Source organism: Pseudomonas sp. NPDC047961, from assembly GCF_050272435.1.
GTDB lineage: Bacteria > Pseudomonadota > Gammaproteobacteria > Pseudomonadales > Pseudomonadaceae > Stutzerimonas.
Map to the genome: position 1 here is coordinate 870,425 of NZ_JBNNMD010000002.1, position 16,009 is coordinate 886,433.

General features: G+C 60.5%; 12 protein-coding genes and 1 tRNA gene. 7 read left to right on the forward strand and 6 right to left on the reverse strand.

The window, feature by feature from the left end; all coding sequences use genetic code 11:
• The first annotated feature begins 58 nt into the window (after positions 1 to 58).
• The 3 genes from ACQKIK_RS10215 to ACQKIK_RS10225 all read left to right on the forward strand — a co-directional run bounded on the left by ACQKIK_RS10215 (position 59) and on the right by ACQKIK_RS10225 (position 5,703).
• Positions 59 to 4,804, forward strand: a complete 4,746-nt coding sequence (locus ACQKIK_RS10215) for a PAS domain S-box protein (RefSeq protein WP_499135810.1) — start codon at positions 59 to 61, stop codon at positions 4,802 to 4,804.
• A gap of 64 nt (positions 4,805 to 4,868) precedes the next feature.
• On the forward strand, positions 4,869 to 5,177 hold the full coding sequence (locus tag ACQKIK_RS10220; RefSeq protein ID WP_499135811.1) for a DUF2388 domain-containing protein: 309 nt from the start codon (positions 4,869 to 4,871) through the stop codon (positions 5,175 to 5,177).
• 100 nt (positions 5,178 to 5,277) lie between these two features.
• Entirely contained in the window at positions 5,278 to 5,703 is a 426-nt protein-coding gene (locus ACQKIK_RS10225; RefSeq protein WP_499135812.1) for an OsmC family protein, read from the forward strand.
• A gap of 60 nt (positions 5,704 to 5,763) precedes the next feature.
• On the opposite strand, the gene ACQKIK_RS10230 is transcribed toward ACQKIK_RS10225, so the two are convergent.
• Positions 5,764 to 6,864 (reverse strand): TRAP transporter substrate-binding protein, encoded by a 1,101-nt coding sequence (locus ACQKIK_RS10230; RefSeq protein ID WP_064480951.1) that lies wholly within the window; start codon positions 6,862 to 6,864, stop codon positions 5,764 to 5,766.
• 194 nt (positions 6,865 to 7,058) lie between these two features.
• Between ACQKIK_RS10230 and ACQKIK_RS10235 the strand changes: the two genes are divergently transcribed.
• The 4 genes from ACQKIK_RS10235 (at position 7,059) to ACQKIK_RS10250 (ending at position 10,449) form a co-directional block, all read left to right on the forward strand.
• Positions 7,059 to 7,604, forward strand: a complete 546-nt coding sequence (locus tag ACQKIK_RS10235) for a TRAP transporter small permease subunit (protein ID WP_499135813.1) — start codon at positions 7,059 to 7,061, stop codon at positions 7,602 to 7,604.
• The gene (locus ACQKIK_RS10240) at positions 7,597 to 8,973 is read left to right on the forward strand and encodes a TRAP transporter large permease (protein ID WP_499135814.1); all 1,377 of its coding nucleotides are present in this window, start codon (positions 7,597 to 7,599) and stop codon (positions 8,971 to 8,973) included. Before ACQKIK_RS10235 ends, ACQKIK_RS10240 begins: the two co-directional genes overlap by 8 nt.
• 92 nt (positions 8,974 to 9,065) lie before the next feature.
• A complete protein-coding gene (locus ACQKIK_RS10245) occupies positions 9,066 to 10,298 on the forward strand; it encodes a methyltransferase (RefSeq protein WP_499135815.1) in 1,233 nt (410 codons plus the stop codon).
• 75 nt (positions 10,299 to 10,373) lie between these two features.
• A tRNA-Thr gene (locus ACQKIK_RS10250) sits at positions 10,374 to 10,449 on the forward strand.
• Positions 10,450 to 10,676: 227 nt separating this feature from the next.
• Here the strand turns inward: ACQKIK_RS10250 and ACQKIK_RS10255 are convergent.
• From ACQKIK_RS10255 to ACQKIK_RS10275, 5 genes are read right to left on the reverse strand one after another with little or no spacing between them, the layout of a single operon-like run.
• On the reverse strand, positions 10,677 to 12,359 hold the full coding sequence (locus ACQKIK_RS10255; RefSeq protein ID WP_499135816.1) for a hypothetical protein: 1,683 nt from the start codon (positions 12,357 to 12,359) through the stop codon (positions 10,677 to 10,679).
• 12 nt (positions 12,360 to 12,371) lie between these two features.
• A complete protein-coding gene (locus ACQKIK_RS10260; RefSeq protein WP_499135817.1) occupies positions 12,372 to 13,229 on the reverse strand; it encodes a hypothetical protein in 858 nt (285 codons plus the stop codon).
• Entirely contained in the window at positions 13,207 to 14,748 is a 1,542-nt protein-coding gene (locus tag ACQKIK_RS10265; RefSeq protein WP_499135818.1) for a YfjI family protein, read from the reverse strand. The genes ACQKIK_RS10260 and ACQKIK_RS10265 overlap by 23 nt, the downstream gene beginning before the upstream one ends.
• A complete protein-coding gene (locus ACQKIK_RS10270; protein ID WP_499135819.1) occupies positions 14,745 to 15,620 on the reverse strand; it encodes a toprim domain-containing protein in 876 nt (291 codons plus the stop codon). The genes ACQKIK_RS10265 and ACQKIK_RS10270 overlap by 4 nt, the downstream gene beginning before the upstream one ends.
• Positions 15,613 to 15,891 (reverse strand): helix-turn-helix domain-containing protein, encoded by a 279-nt coding sequence (locus tag ACQKIK_RS10275; protein WP_499135820.1) that lies wholly within the window; start codon positions 15,889 to 15,891, stop codon positions 15,613 to 15,615. The genes ACQKIK_RS10270 and ACQKIK_RS10275 overlap by 8 nt, the downstream gene beginning before the upstream one ends.
• Positions 15,892 to 16,009: the final 118 nt, after the last annotated feature.

The window sequence follows — 16,009 nt, forward strand, 5'->3', positions numbered from 1 at the left end:
CACAACCGCCTGCATCTGCGCCGCCGCCTAGCCATTGCAAGCGCTCGGTCGCCGCCGCATGGACACCAAGATCGTTGCCGCCACGGATAGCCGAGCAAACGTTTTGAAGAAGAAAAACACAAGCAATACATGGAACGAAGCTGACCGACTGGCAGCCCTGGCCCGATACCGCATTCTCGACACCCCCGCCGAGGCGGCTTTCGATGATCTGGTGCTGCTTGCCGCCGAGCTGTGCACCACCCCCAGCGCCGCCATCGTGTTCGTCGACAAGGACCGCCAATGGGTAAAGGCCTCGGTCAACATCGAAGGTGGCAACCGCCCTCGAGACGAGGCGCTCTGCGCCCGCGCCATCGGCGGCAGCGAACCGCTGGTGATCGAGGACCTGTCCAACGAGCCGCTGGCTAACGGCATGACGGGCTTCTATGCCGCAGCGGTATTGCGCACTGCTGATGGTCTGCCACTCGGCACACTATGTGTTCTGGACAGCCAGCCGCGGCAACTGTCGGAGCGTCAGCGCGCCCATCTGGAGGCATTGGGCCGTCAAGTCATGGCCCTGCTGGAGCTGCGTCGCAGCCGTGAAGCCAACGAGCGCAACCGGCAGATCATCGACAGCGCAGTCGACTACGCAATTCTCACCACCGACGCCCAGGGCCTCATCACCAGCTGGAACCAGGGCGCCGAACGCATCCTCGGCTGGCAACCGCACGCCGCGATCGGCAGCCACGCCTCGCGCTTCTACATGGACGAAGACGTGGCCAGCGGCGTGCTTGATAAGGAAATGGCAACCGCGGCACGCGATGGTTCGGCGATGAACGAACGCTGGCATGTGCGCAAGGATGGCAGCCGCTTCTGGGCCAGCGGGGTGCAAATGCCGCTCAAGGATGATCACGGTCAGCATCTGGGTTTCGTCCATATCCTGCGCGACCTGACCGAACGCCTGCATGAACAGGCAGCCATTCGCCAAGCTGAAGAGCGCTACCGGGCTCTGGTTGACCTGAGCCCTCAGGTCATCTGGCAGTGCGATGCTGATGGGCAGTTGATCTTCTGCAACCGCTACTGGTGTGACTTTACCGGCCTTAGCGCCGAAGCCTCGGCTGGCATGGGCTGGCTTTCAGCGGTGGCGCCGGACCACCGCGACGCCGTACTGAAGCAATGGCGAGGCGCCCTGAAATCCGGACAGGCCGGCAGCTTCGAAGTCCCGCTGCTGGCAGCCGACGGCAGCCAACGCTGGTTCCAGGGCAGCGGCGCGCCCGTGTACGACTGCGACTGCCGGCTGCTGCACTGGGTATTGGTCGCGCAGGACATTCATGAGCGACGCCTGGCCGAGATCAAACGGCTGGAAAGCGAGGCATTCACCCGTAGCTTGCTGGACGCGGCAAGCGAAGGCTTTTATTCCATCGACACCAAGGGGTTGGTCACCCTGTGCAACGAGGCATTCGTCGGGCTACTCGGATTTTCCAGCAAAGAAGACGTGCTTGGCCGGCAGCTGCATCCGCTTATTCACCATAGTCATCCGGACGGCTCACCCTATCCGCTGGAGGAATGCCCGATTCTGCGCACCGCCACGACCGGCGAGTCGGCACACGTCGAGTATGAGCTGTTCTATCGCGCGGACGGTACCAGCCTGCCGGTGGAATACCGGGTCGCCCCGTTGTACCGGGACAGGGTGCTGCATGGGGCGATCTGCACCTTCACCGACATCAGCGAGCGGACCCGCGGCGAGGCCCAGCAATCCTACCTGCTGGAGTTGAGCGACCGCCTGCAGGACAGCGGCAGTCGTATCGAACTGGCCGACATGATGGCCGATCGGCTTGCCCAGCTGATGGGGGCGGAATGCATCTATCAAGGGCATGTGGATGAGCGCGACGGTCTGATCATCGATCAGCACTGGCCACCGGGCCCCGGCAACTCTCGGTCCGCCTCCTACACGCTTGGAGCCTGTGCACGGACGTTACGCCTGCGCTTATCGCAAGGCCTTATCGTGCCGTTCGAAGACCTCCTCGACGAAGCCGATTGCCATGGCAACTGCGGCGGCCTGCATGAACACCTTGGCTACCGCAGCCTGTTGCTGGCGCCCTTGCTGGAACAATCCGCTAACTGCGCCTTTCTGCTGTTCGGCAGCCGACAGCCACGCCGCTGGAGCCAGGCGGATATTTCACTGGTGCGCGAAGTGGCCGAACGCATCCGCGCGGCCGCTGACCGAGCGCGCGCTCGCGAGGCCTTGCTGGAAGCCGAACAGCGCGTCAGCCTGGCCAACGAGATCGCGGCGATTGGCGTCTGGGAATACGATTTTGAAGGCAACTGCCTGCACTGGGATGCCCAGCTGAAGGCACTCGCGGGCATCGCACCGAACGAACCGGCCCTGACGGTGGATCAATTCCTCGCACGGGTGCACGCTGACGACCGCCACGCACTGCTGCACGCCTTCCGCAACGCGCTCGACGGGGTTGGTGGCGGCGAGCTGAATCTCGAGTACAGGGTGTATGACGAGCGCAACGACCAGTTCCGCTGGCAGACCAATCGCGGTCGTCGTCTGGTAGACAGCGGTGGAAAGGTTCGCCTGCTGGGCACCGCCCGGGACATCACCGCTGAGCGCAACGCTGCCTTGAAGCTGCTGCGCATGAACGCGCTGCTCGAAGAGCAGATACAGGAACGCCAGATCACCGAACAGCGCCAATCGGTGCTCATGGAGCTGGGCGATCTGCTGCGCGGACAACCTGACAGCATCACCATCGTCACGGCTGCCGTGCGTGCACTGGGCACCACACTGCAGGTGACCCGCGCGGCCTTTTTGTCCATCGACCCAGGCGGACAATACGCCACCGTCGAGCGCTACTGGAGCGACGGCGCTCTGGGTGACTACAGCGAGCGCATGTGTTTTGCCGACTACGGTGACTTCATCTACGACCTGCAGCACGACGAGCTGGTGGTGGTCGAAGATGTGCTGCATGACCCACGCACTGCTGCGCAGGCAGCAAGCCTGCGCTTACGGCGCATCCAGAGCCTGGTTTGCGTGCCGCTGCAGGAGCAGGGGGTGCTCAGCGCGGCCTTGATCCTGCTGCAGGATCGACCGCGGCAATGGGCCGAAGACGACATTTCCTTTATTCGGGAAGTCGCTGACCGTGCCTGGACGGCCGACGAGCGCATGCGCGCCGAAACTGCATTGCGCGCCAGCGAGGAGCAATTCCGCACCCTCGCCGATAACATGAGCCAGTTCGCCTGGATGGCCGATCCGGCGGGCCACATCTACTGGTACAACAAGCGCTGGTACGACTACACCGGAACCACACTGGAGGCCATGCGAGCCCTGGGCTGGCGATCGGTCCATCACCCCGACCATCACGCGCGGGTCAGCGCTTCGATGAAACGCGCCGTGGCGATCGGCTCGATCTGGGAGGAAACCTTCCCGCTACGCGGCAAAAGCGGCCAGTACCGCTGGTTCCTGGCGCGCGCTGTACCTATTCGCGACGACTTCGGTCAGGTGACCCGCTGGTTTGGCACAAACACCGACATCACGGCACAGGTAACCGCCGAAGAAGCGCTGCGCGAGCTGAACGACAATCTGGAACGGCGCGTCGCCGAGCGCACGCGCGAGCTGGCCGAGATCAACCATCTGCTGCATCTGGAAATGGGTGAGCGCGAGCGCGCCGAGGACACCCTGCGCCATGCACAGAAGATGGAAGCCATCGGCCAGCTGACAGGCGGCCTCGCCCACGACTTCAACAACATGCTGACCGGGGTGCTAGGCGCCCTCGATTTGATCCAACGCCGAGTCGCCAACGGTCAGGTCAACGATCTCGGTCGCTATGTGGATGCGGCATCCAGTTCAGCCACCCGCGCCGCAGCTTTGACCCATCGCCTGCTGGCCTTCGCCCGGCGCCAGTCGCTGGATCCGCAACCGGTGAACGTCAACCTGTTGGTCGAGTCGATGGAGGACATGCTGCGCCGCACCATGGCCGAGCACATCGAGTTCGATACCCGCCTGCAGGAAAGCCCCTGGCTGGCCTACACCGATGCGCACCAGCTCGAGAACGCCCTGCTCAACCTGGTAATCAACGCGCGCGACGCCATGAGCGAAGGCGGCAGGCTGATCATTCAAACCGGCTCGGTACAGATCAATACACCGCAGCCAGACGGCCCCGAACCCGGCGAATACGTCACGCTCAGCGTGGCCGACAATGGGTCGGGCATGCCAGCCGAAGTGGTTGCCAAGGCATTCGACCCGTTCTTCACCACCAAACCGATCGGCCAGGGCACCGGCCTCGGGCTTTCGATGGTCTATGGCTTCGTCAAGCAGACTGGCGGCCATGTACGCATCGACAGTACACCGGGGCAAGGCACGCTGATCACCTTGTTCCTGCCGCGCAACCGGACACAGGCTGCGCACATCGAAGAGCAAGCCAGCAAACCGGTGGCCGTCAGCGGCGCGCAGGCCGACGAAACCGTACTGGTGGTCGAGGATGAAGCCGCGGTGCGCATGCTGGTGGTCGAGGTCCTGCAAGAGCTTGGCTACCAGGTCCTCGAAGCAGTGGACGGTAACAGCGCACTGCCGCATCTGACGGGTACACAACGTATCGACTTGCTGGTCAGCGATATCGGACTGCCCGGCATTAGCGGGCGTCAGCTGGCAGAAATCGCGCGCCAGCACCGACCGGACCTGCACGTGCTGTTCATCACCGGTTATGCGCCGAACGCACAGGTACGTGGCGAGTTCCTCGGCCCCGGAATGGATATGCTGGCCAAACCCTTCAGCATCGACATGCTCGGCGCCAAGGTTCGCCAACTGATTGAACGCAGCGGATAGCGTCCAAGGAACTCTGCTGATCGCTGCGCACTCTCTAATGGAGGATCAAGCAGAGGCATCCATCATGCGCAAAACACTCCTGGCAGCCGTGACCCTGAGCTGTATCCCTTTTGGTGCGGCGATGGCGGACGAAGGGTTTGTCCGGCAGATTCTATCGTCGGGCGCCACCACCGCTTCCACTTACATGACGTTCCGCGACGACAAGCTGGTCGCCGCGGCACGGGAGGACGCCAGCAGTTTCGTGGCCAGCGATGGAGCCATCCGTGGCCCCTATTTGGAAGCGATGCTGGTGAAACTGCGCAGCGAGCAACCGCAACTACAGGCCAGCGACATGCAGCTGGCGAGCGCGATCCTCGCAGCCGAACAACACTAGGTGACGCAACACCGGCCAGCCGGCCGGTGATGTCGCTCCGCATGTAGCCAAGCGGCAGACCGCGTCGCCATTCGTCCACCCGCAGCATTCGGAGAATCCCATGAAGAAAACCGCATCCGCCGTCTGGCAAGGTGACTTGAAAAGCGGCAAAGGCACCATCAGCACCGAAAGTGGCGCGCTGAAAGATAACCCCTACGGCTTCAACACCCGTTTCGAAGGCGCTCCTGGCACCAACCCGGAAGAATTGATTGGCGCAGCACACGCCGGCTGTTTCTCTATGGCGCTGTCGATGATGCTCGGTCAAGCCGGACTGACTGCCGAGCGAATCAACACCACCGCAGAAGTCACCCTGGACAAGGACGACAAAGGCTTCTCCATTACCGCAATCGCCCTGACGCTCAAAGCCAAGGTGCCGAGCACCGATAACGAGCAGTTCCAACAGATCGCCAACCAGGCGAAGGAAGGCTGCCCGGTATCGCGCGTGCTCAATGCACAGATCAGTCTGAACGCGACCTTGGAAAACTAATTCCACGCAAACGAAAACGCCGCCCCATCGGGCGGCGTTTTCGTTCATGCGGTTGGTGGGTCAGCCGCGGATGTTGTAGATGTCCTTCTCGTTCAGCTCGGCGTAATCGTACAAGCGATTGAGATAGGCACTCTGCTGTTCCCAGACTTTGCTGGCGACTGGATCGGCAGCGGCGGAAGCATCGACCACCTCGGCAGCCACTTCCCGCAGACGGGCCAATACTTCGTCCGGCAGGCGGCGAACTTCAACGCCCTGCGCGCGCAGCTGCTCCATAGCCTCCATGTTCTTCGCGTTGTAGTCGTCGAGCATGTCTCCGTTGACGGCACGGGCCGCGGCACGAACGATGGTCTTGAGATCGTCTGGCAGGGTTTCCCAAGCCTTCAGGTTGACGTCCAGTTCGAAGGTGACGTTCGGCTCCTGCCAGCCTGGCGTGTAGTAGTACTTGGCAGCCTTGTGCAGCCCCAGCGCCAGATCGTTGTACGGGCCAATCCACTCGGTGGCATCGATGGCACCGGTCTGCAGCGCCGTGAAAATTTCACCGGCCGGCATGTTGACCACAGTCCCGCCCATCTTGGTCAGCACTTCGCCGCCCAGGCCGGGGGTACGCATCTTCAGGCCTTGGAAGTCATCAACCGAGTTGATTTCTTTGTTGAACCAGCCCGCCGTCTGCACGCCCGTCGCACCGCAGGCCATGGGCAGTACGCCGAATGGTTTGTAGACCTCTTCCCATAGCTTCATGCCGCCGCCGTGATGCAGCCAGGCGTTCATTTCCTGAGCATTGGGGCCGAATGGCAAAGCGCAGAAGAACTGAGCGGCCGGGACCTTGCCTTTCCAATAATAGGGCGCACCATGACCCATCTCGGCCGTACCACGGGACACCGCATCGAACACCTCAAGTGCCGGCACCAGCTCACCAGCGGCATACACCTTGACCGTGAGCCGGCCATCGCTCATTTCGTTGACCAGCTTGGCGAAGTTTTCTGCGCCAACGCCTACACCCGGGAAGTTCTTCGGCCAGGAGGTGACCATCTTCCAGTTGAATTTCTCGGTGCTTGCGGTGCCTTCGGGCTTGGCAGCGGTTTCGGCTTCCTTATTGCAACCGGCCAGTGCGGTTGCGGCCAGACCAACGCCAGCGGCGGCCAGAATTTGACGACGTTTCATGAGTCACTCCTTGTTGTTGTAATGCTGAATGTCGGAACCCCGAAATCAGGTAGTTCTAGCTATCATATGGCTATCTCTCACTCAAGCGCCGTGACTACGTACAGGCACTACGTACGTAGTACTGCCGGTTGCGACACCTTCGCACAGCCGCCTAGAATCGCCGGCCGCCTGGCCATAACAATAAAGGATCTGCCATGTCGAAACATGCCCCTCCACTGCTCGGTCTCGCTAGAGTGATCGACGCCGTGAACGCCCGCTTCGGACAGGCCTGCGCCTGGCTGACCCTGTTTCTGGTCATCGGAACCGCCATCGTCGTGGTGCTGCGCTACGGGTTCGGCATCGGCGCAACTGCGCTGCAGGAAGCCGTTCTCTACGCACACGCGTTGGTGTTCATGGGTGCCGCCGCCTGGGTTCTGCAACGCAACGGCCATGTCCGCGTCGACATCTTCTATCAGCGTTTCACCCCACGCTACCAGGCATTGGTCGAAGTGCTCGGCACCCTGCTGTTTCTCTTGCCTGTCTGCCTGTTTCTCGGTTGGGCAAGCTGGGACTATGTCGCCAACTCCTGGGCGACGCTGGAAGGCTCCAGCGAATCGGGCGGTCTCAAGTTCGTTTACCTGCAGAAGAGCATCATCCTCGTCCTGGTTGTTTGTCTCATCCTGCAGGGCATTTCCGAAATCATCAAAGCCGCCTACACCATGTCCGGCCGCCTGCCAGAGCAGGAGGTGAAGCATGGCTGAGTTGATGGCAATACTGCTGTTCATCAGCATCTGCGCGGCCTTGATGGCCGGCTACCCGGTCGCGTTTACCTTGGGCGGTGTTTCACTCCTGTTCGCCGGGCTCGGCATCGTTACCGGCACCTTCGATGGCGGTTACCTGAGCGCCTTACCGAACCGTTTGTTCGGCATCATGAACAACCAGACGATGCTCGCGGTGCCGCTATTCGTGTTCATGGGCGTAATGCTGGAAAAGAGCCGGGTTGCCGAAGACCTGCTCGAATCCATGTCGCGGCTGTTCGGCACCCTGCGTGGCGGGCTGGCGATTTCCGTCTGTGTGGTGGGCGCGCTGCTCGCGGCCAGCACCGGCATTGTTGGCGCCACCGTGGTGACCATGGGCCTGCTGGCGCTGCCAACCATGCTTCGCCGCGGCTATGATCCGGCGATTTCGACCGGCACCCTCGCCGCCACGGGCACCTTGGGCCAGATCATTCCGCCGTCGATCGTGCTGGTCTTGCTGGGCGATGTCATGTCCAGCGCCTACCAGCAGGCGCAGCTGAAGATGGGCATCTTCTCACCGAAGACCGTTTCGGTCGGGGATCTGTTCGTCGGGGCCTTACTGCCCGGCCTGCTGCTGGTCGGCATGTATATCCTTTACATCATCGGCGTGGCCATCCTCCAGCCGAAGAAACTGCCGGCCCTGCCGCAGGAAGAGCTCGGCCCGATCGAGTGGGGCAAGTTGATCAATGCGCTGGTGCCGCCGCTGCTGCTGATCAGCGCGGTGCTCGGCTCGATCCTCGCCGGCTACGCAACGCCAACCGAGGCCGCGGCGCTGGGTGCGCTCGGTGCGATGGTCTTGGCCCTCTACAAGGGCAAACTGAACTTCGGCCAGCTGCGCGAAGTGGCCTATGGCACCACCGAAATCAGCGCCATGGTGTTTCTGATCCTGATTGGCGCCTCGCTGTTCTCGCTGGTGTTCCGCGGCTTCGGTGGCGAAGTGCTGATCGAGGATGTCTTCGCTCAGCTACCTGGCGGCGTGCTCGGCGCCTTCTTCGTGGTCATGCTGGTGATCTTCCTGCTGGGCTTCATCCTCGACTTCATCGAGATCACCTTTGTGGTCGTCCCGATCGTCGGCCCGGTGTTGCTGGCCATGGGGCTCGATCCGGTGTGGCTCGGCGTGATGATCGCGCTGAACCTGCAGACCTCGTTCCTCACGCCCCCTTTCGGCTTCGCGCTGTTCTACCTGCGCGGCGTGACGCCGAAATCAGTGCCCACCAGCACGATCTACAAAGGCGTGGTGCCGTTCATCCTGATTCAGCTGCTGCTGTTGGTGATTGCCTACCAGTTCCCTGGGCTGGTCACCTGGCTACCCGAGCAGATTTACGGCCAATAGTCCCCGCAGACGCCCGTTTCGACGGGCGTCTGGCTTTTCGGCAGCCGTTTTCGGCGCGATCATAACCATGAAGCCGCCATCGCCGAGCCCCCATGTCCACCGCCTCATTCAGCTACGCACAACTGGCCGAACGCTTTCAGCAGCTCGATGAGTTTCTGTTGCAGCACCAACCGTTGTGGCGCCCGCGCCCCTTCACGCACATGCGTCTCGGCTGGGAATCCGAACACCCTGAGCTGGCCCTTTGGCTGCGCGGCCGCTCGCTGGAAGACGCTGAAGCCGCGCACAACCAGCCCGCACAGCTGCTCGCACCCGCCCCGTTTCCACAGCTGGCTGCGCGGGCCATCGCCCTGAGCTGCATGGACGAGATGCCCTCCTCACCCATCCGAAACACTGACGCGAGCCAGCTGGCCGACGTGCCCGGACGCAAGTGGCTGCAGATCCAGGCATTCGACGCGGCCCTGACGTTCAGTGAAGTCCCGCACCACTGGGTCGACTGGTGCGCAGGCAAAGGTCATCTGGGGCGCCAGCTGGTCAGGCGCGGGGGCGAGCTGACGTGCGTTGAGTGGGATCAGGCTTTGGTTACAGCCGGCGCCCACCTCAGTCAGAAGCTGGGCATCGACGCAAATCACCGACAGCAGGACGTGATGGCCGACGACGTGGCTGCACGGCTCAATCCCACCACAACGCCGATAGCGCTACATGCCTGTGGCGATCTGCACGTTCGTATGATCAACCTGAGCATCGCGCAACGCTGCCAGCAACTGGCAATCGCACCCTGCTGCTACAACCGGATCCAGACAAATCGTTACCAGCCCTTGTCGACGCTTGGGCGGCAATCAAGCCTTGAGCTCTCCCGTGACGACCTCGGCCTGCCACTCAGCGAAACCGTCACTGCCGGCGCGCGCGAACGCCGTCAGCGCGACCAGTCGATGGCCTGGCGCCTGGGTTTCGATCTGCTCCAACGTGAGCTGCGCGGCAAAAACGATTATTTGCCCACACCCTCGCTTCCCAGTAGCTGGCTGAAAAAGCGATTCGCACAGTACTGCCGTGACCTGGCGACGCTAAAGCAACTAGCCGAACCGCCGGAGCAGAACTGGGACGCGCTTGAACGGCGCGGCTGGCAGCGCCTGGCCGAAGTACGCAATCTGGAACTGCTGCGCGGTCTGTTCCGACGGCCGCTGGAACTCTGGCTGCTGCTCGACCGCGCGCTGCTACTGGCCGAAAACGGCTATGCGGTACGCCTGGGAACGTTCTGCCCTGCTGAGCTGACACCGCGCAATCTGATGCTGATTGCCGAGCTTGAGGCGCGATTCGCAAGCACTTGAATAAACTCATGCAAACAACTGGCAACAAACAGTTTACTCGCCGCGAGCAATGGCTATAATGGCGCCCATCTTTTAGCCGGTATAGCTCAGCTGGTAGAGCAACTGACTTGTAATCAGTAGGTCCCGAGTTCGACTCTTGGTGCCGGCACCATATACAGAAAGGCCCACAGCAATGTGGGCCTTTCTCGTTTCTGCTTTGGGCTATCACCGGGCTAGCAGCGAAACGGAAAAATGTTTCTTTGCGCTGCCTTTCGCGGACGGCTCCATGTTGCACACGTCGTCTCCGCACGAGAGAGCTGATATCAATGTGCCCTTCTGGATCACGCGACCTAGCCTAGCAGCCGCTGCAATGAGGGCCGGTGGTCCGGCCCGTAGTTGCTAACCGAATTTTGGCCTATAGACCGTCGTCAACGAGTCCAAATGTTCGAGCATCGTCGCACTTCTGGCCTGCTCCATCGCGGTGCTCTTGTCCAATTCGACATGGATATGCTCCAGCAGCCGATCGCGATTGACGCTAAACGGATCAAGCTTGTCGATCAGGTAGACCAACAGCGTCGAAAGGATCGTCGACGTCGCGCCTACGATCACAGCCGTGGCGATGTCGGCAAAGGGGGTAATGAACGGTATCGCCATGAGGTATTTACTGACGATCTCCTCAAGCATGACAGCGCCCACGACGACCCCACCGCCGACAAGGACCTTGAGAGCTGCATCTAGCGCCTGGTTGAGCGTCATACCTTGAGGGCGTAGCAGCAGTGTCTTGCCGGCTTCGATAAGCGAGAGGGTACCCTCGCGGATCATGCGTACCGCCCGCTTAGCAGTTGTCAAAAACGCGTTGATCAGGACGGTGACCAGATTGGAGAGAAAGCCAGCTAGAAAGCCTGTGCCGGCCGCAGCCAGCGCATCCTTCCAGCGAGCAACAATACGCCCGGTAATGCGGCCTAGGCGTATTCTGAGTTCTCGGCGCACGGATCGAGTGCTGGATCCGTTGCGGTACCAGTCGCCGATTTCATCGAAGGAGGCCGAGAAGAACTCGACCAGCACCACGCCGATCGCCGCCTGGAAAGCCATCTTGCCTCCTTCCTTGGCTGAGGTTTCGATGCAGTCCTTTCGGAATTTCTCACTCTTATAGTACGCCTCGTTGATTTTGCTGTCGTACTCCTCGCGCGCCATGCGCTCCTTCTCCAAGAGCAGCTCCGGATTTTTATCGATCTTTTCCTGCTCAGTCAGCTTGTTGAGCTTGTTCTTTTCGCTTTTAGTCAGTGGCTCGCCGGAGCTTTCTTTTTCGCGCAGAGCGGCGAGATCGGTGTTGCGTTTTTCACGCGTTCTCTCAAGATATTTTAGAAAGTCTGCAGTCGAGCGCTCACCTTTCGCAGAGTTTGTTGTCTGCGTGGTCGAATTGAGGTTTGAATCGCTGTTCGCCAGTTCAACACCATCCAACTCGGCAAGAACACGACCGGGATCAGTGTGGATTTCTTTGGCAGATATGGTGTGATCGAGGCTCTGGCTTTCCTTCAAGCCAAGGGTGTCACCGGTGTAAGCGTCTTTCAACTCACCCTTTTCCCGTTTCCCAGTCTCGCTCCGGTTTCGTTCGACGTAGTGCGTGTCCTTGTTGTGGTACTTCCTGTCGTCATAAGGCTCGTTCGCTTTGTATGCGTCTTCTGCTTTCTTGGTCGCATAAACCTCGTTGCGAGCGTTGTGAATGGTATCTACGTTGCCGCCGACCTTGTCGTACGCGCTAAGCATCCTGCCCAGCCCGAAAGGCACCACGATGGCCTGCAGGGCGCCGCGCCGGCTTTCTACAAGAAGCTGATCGAAGCGCTCAGCGTTAAAAGCTGCTGTCAGGGCGTTGAGCCGGACCTGAGCCTGCGCGTATGTGGCAGCCGGAGGGAGTTCTAAAGATAGTGCTTGGTTGACCCGACCGATAAACTGATGGTCGACAGGCGCATGCATGACCTGATCGATTTCAGCGGCGCTTGGCATGCTGATGAGCTGGGTAGAGTTTTGGCGCTTAGCGCGAGCCTGCTGACGCCGCATGACGCGTTCGATACGAGAAGACATGACTGCTCTCCTTTAAGCTGCAGCGCGCAGAAGGTTCCAACGCCGGCGAAAGTTATGCTTGTCCGGTGAGATCGTCGAATCGATCTCGACGATTTCTGTGATGATCTCGTCGAAGAGGTGCCAGGTATCACGATCAGCAACCTCTTTTGCAAATGCATGCGCGGTGCGCACAGCTGGAGGGTTCTCCAATACGTCCCGCAGCTTTAATCGGATGTGGCTGGGCAGCTTCACTGACATCATGCCAGCTACGTACTCGTCGACCAGGTCGCGTTCACGATCACCAACGCGGCCGGTGGAAGCTGCGCAGGAATAGCCGACTGTGGCCAGGGCGACGGCCAGCTTGAACATGTCGTTCGTTTCAGCGAATCTGGCCGCAAGGGACTCGTAGTGCGCATCGTTCTGCTTGAGCGTCTCGTCGTACTTTGCCTTCTCCCGGGCAGCGCCGTTCTTCTCACCGCGTGCCTCGGCCGCCTTGTTCTCTTTCTTGTTCCAGAAATGCGATACGGTACCGGTTGCCAATGCAGAGGCTACTGCGGCTGCGGCCATTTTTGCGATAGTGCCGATGCTCATGTGGCTTTCCTTGCTGTCAGGTGAGGCCACTATAAAGCATGGCAAATTGATGATAAATCGCCACCAGTCAGCTCGTGCCCTCGCCTGGTTGCAGGTTTTCAGTGCGGATCGGTTCTGAGCAAGCTTGAAGGATCTATGGTGGACCGCTTCCGCCTGATGCAGAGGGCCGAGCAACGTAATAGCCTGGGTTGAAGACGTCGGCGACACCGGCGACACCGGCGACAGGCCCCGAGCCTCCGATGGTTTGGACTGGCGACGCGCCGGCGACTCGTGGCGACTACTTGCCAGCCATCGAGACAAGCATGTCGCCGGGCGTCGCCAGTTTGTCGCCCCTATGCTGGTTAGGATCTACTGGCTCAGTCGCCGCGGTCGCCGCGGTCGCCAACAATGGGTTGAGCCGGAACCGCTTGCCGTCATCTGTGAACACCTGACGATGCTGCACCAGCAGGGCCAGTAATTGGTCGCGCTGCTTGGCACTCTTCCTGACAGAGCGTGGCCCCTCCCGTTGCAGCTTTCGGGCATCAAAGCTGTGCCAACAGTTGTCACTCAGCCAGTCGATCAGGCGCTGCGCTTGCAGCACATGGGGGGCTACGCTTGCTGGAGTTGTTAACCGCAGTGTCTCAAATAAGTACCAGCTCACGAGCCTGGCAGCACGCTCAATGATTGGCCCCGTCAATGCCCCGGCTTTCTCCACGATGGCGAGCACACCTGCAATTCGCAAGATGTATTCCCCGCCTTTAGCGGCAGTGGGCTTTATCTCCTGCAAATCACCGCTTCGGCCCAAACCAGCTTCGATAGCATCGTAAGCTTCGACCCAGAGAGCTTTGGCTTCCGCATCCATTATCAGCGCTGGCGGATCAAGATCCCCCTGATCATTTGTGAGAGGCTCCAGAGCTAGAAGATGGGCCATCCGTTCCCAGTAACATAGAAGACGCGGATCTCGGTACGGTTCGGCGAGCCGATAGAAGCGGGATCCCGCCAGCGACGCTGGCCAAGAGATCAAGAAACGGCCAAGAAAGCCTTGCCCTTGCATGATTGGATTGCCGAGCACTTGCTCCGCAATGATCGGCTGGATCATTAAGTGAGCGCTCAGCCGGCAACCGCTACGCGATGCGCTCTCGCCTTCGGCGGCTCGGGTTCTGATAATAGGGGCCCCGTCCCATAGCTTCGATAGCCCCGCCACGCTTTTCATCATGTTTTCTGGCCTGCTAGCGTGCCCACCGAAAAATTGCGCCCCTTCGTCGCTGAAAAGCCCCTGGGACGGATAGCCCCGTAACAGAGTCTTTTGTAGCCCTTCCAGCGTCGGCTCTTCGGCCAGGATGAACGGTAGAGGAGGCGCTTCGGGCTCTTCCAATCCGCCCAGCTCGGCAGCGATGGCTCCGGGATCGCCCTTCCCCTTATCGAGAACCACGGCTCGGGCACGTTGATAAGCTTCAAGCCGGTCCCGGTACTGTCGTTGCTCGTCCGCGTAGAGTTCCAACAGCGCACGTTGCCTGTCGTGGTGCGACCGCAGGGCCAAGCGGTCGGCTGCGGATTTCCGATCTCCAGATTCCGCTACGGTCAGTACGAATATCGATAATGGAATGGGCTGACCGTCGCGCTGCGCATTACCATGCGGCTGCGCAGCCATTGCAGCGGCCGCCAGGATGGATTGAGCGGCTAGCGCCTCGGGAACCTGTATGGCTTCGACGATAGCGGCAGCAGCATTTCCCAGAACTTCTCCGAGGGCATCCAAAGGATAAGGGGCGGCGGACTCGATGTCTTGCAGCAAAGGCAGCGGTTCCTCGTACGTCGCTTCGGTCATCAGCGGCACGCTCATACTCGCCCCTCCCGCCACAAACTGAGGTCGTTAAAATCTGTTAGCGTGAGCGGAGCGCCCTCTGGCCAGGCCGGAAAAACCAACCCGCAACCAAGCATCGCCGCCGCTTTAGTTGCAGCGGTTCGGCCCGGATTGCCCTCGGTCTGCCGATCATCGTCACCGGCAACAACCAAAACAGCGTCTTGAAAGCGGCGGCTTAGCTCTAATCCGGCCTGCAGCAGATTGCCGGCATTCATGGCGCAGGCGACAGGTGCGCCAGTTGCCTCATGCAGCGTCGCCCCGGTTGCCCAGCCTTCACAAAGGTAAAGCGGAAGACCGGGCAACAACGCCCCCACAGGGGAGTAACATCCATTCACTCGTCCGCCAGGCAGGAATCGCTTGCCGCCGTCTGGGTAGATGCGCTGCAGGTTCGCCAGTTGGCCATTGTGGTACAGCGCTACGAGCAACATGTCGCCGAGTTGGCGCAGACCACGAGGCTGCACGCCTTTTCGGGCCAAATAAGGGTGGCGAGGGTCGGCTGGCACGGCCTGGTTCCAAAGCCGTGCTGCTTGAACCACCGTAGCCTGCTGCCGCTGACATTGTTCAGCTTCCCGCTGACGCCTTGCCTGCTCCATCCGTACTCTGAGTAACTCGCAGTCCAAAGGGTCGGCGGGTTTACGGCTGCTCCACGAGTGGAAACCACCCGTCTTCCAGCTGCCAAAAACGCCGAAAGCGACTCCGTCCGCGTGAAGCGCGTACCAACCATTTTGGGTCCCGGCGCGGTCCCCCGGCACCCGGAAGCGATGGATCTGACCGTCACCAATCGGAGTTAACTCAATCGGACCAAAGACCCTTGCAACAGCGTTGCGAAATTCAATAACCGAATCAGCCATCGTGTGCGTCTCCGGTGTTTAACGAACTGCGGCGAGCAAGATAATCCGCAAGGTCACTTATGCGATAACGCACCGCACGGCCGATCTTCAAGAATGGCAACTGCTGAGCGCCATTGTGACGCCACGTAGCAAGCGTATCCTTCTCAATACCCAAAACTACGGCGGCAACCTCAGAATCAACTAACAGTGCAACCGCCTTCTCCTGAATCCCGAGGTAAGACGCAATCTCCCCTCGAATGCTTTCAACCAGCTCTTTCTTATCCAACTTCATGATGGCTCCTTATGTACGGTCACATACCGTCCATCACAGTCTTCTATGAAGCATCACCATGTTGTTCCGGCTAATTAACGGTTTTCCTAAATTAGCCCCATACAAGAGGAGCGCATGA

Bases quoted from the DNA above. Each gene is read 5' to 3' on its own strand.
- ACQKIK_RS10215 (WP_499135810.1), top strand. From the start codon at position 59: ATGGACACCAAGATCGTTGCCGCCACGGATAGCCGAGCAAACGTTTTG.
- ACQKIK_RS10220 (WP_499135811.1), top strand. From the start codon at position 4,869: ATGCGCAAAACACTCCTGGCAGCCGTGACCCTGAGCTGTATCCCTTTT.
- ACQKIK_RS10225 (WP_499135812.1), top strand. From the start codon at position 5,278: ATGAAGAAAACCGCATCCGCCGTCTGGCAAGGTGACTTGAAAAGCGGC.
- ACQKIK_RS10230 (WP_064480951.1), bottom strand. From the start codon at position 6,864: ATGAAACGTCGTCAAATTCTGGCCGCCGCTGGCGTTGGTCTGGCCGCA.
- ACQKIK_RS10235 (WP_499135813.1), top strand. From the start codon at position 7,059: ATGTCGAAACATGCCCCTCCACTGCTCGGTCTCGCTAGAGTGATCGAC.
- ACQKIK_RS10240 (WP_499135814.1), top strand. From the start codon at position 7,597: ATGGCTGAGTTGATGGCAATACTGCTGTTCATCAGCATCTGCGCGGCC.
- ACQKIK_RS10245 (WP_499135815.1), top strand. From the start codon at position 9,066: ATGTCCACCGCCTCATTCAGCTACGCACAACTGGCCGAACGCTTTCAG.
- ACQKIK_RS10255 (WP_499135816.1), bottom strand. From the start codon at position 12,359: ATGTCTTCTCGTATCGAACGCGTCATGCGGCGTCAGCAGGCTCGCGCT.
- ACQKIK_RS10265 (WP_499135818.1), bottom strand. From the start codon at position 14,748: ATGAGCGTGCCGCTGATGACCGAAGCGACGTACGAGGAACCGCTGCCT.
- ACQKIK_RS10270 (WP_499135819.1), bottom strand. From the start codon at position 15,620: ATGGCTGATTCGGTTATTGAATTTCGCAACGCTGTTGCAAGGGTCTTT.
- ACQKIK_RS10275 (WP_499135820.1), bottom strand. From the start codon at position 15,891: ATGAAGTTGGATAAGAAAGAGCTGGTTGAAAGCATTCGAGGGGAGATT.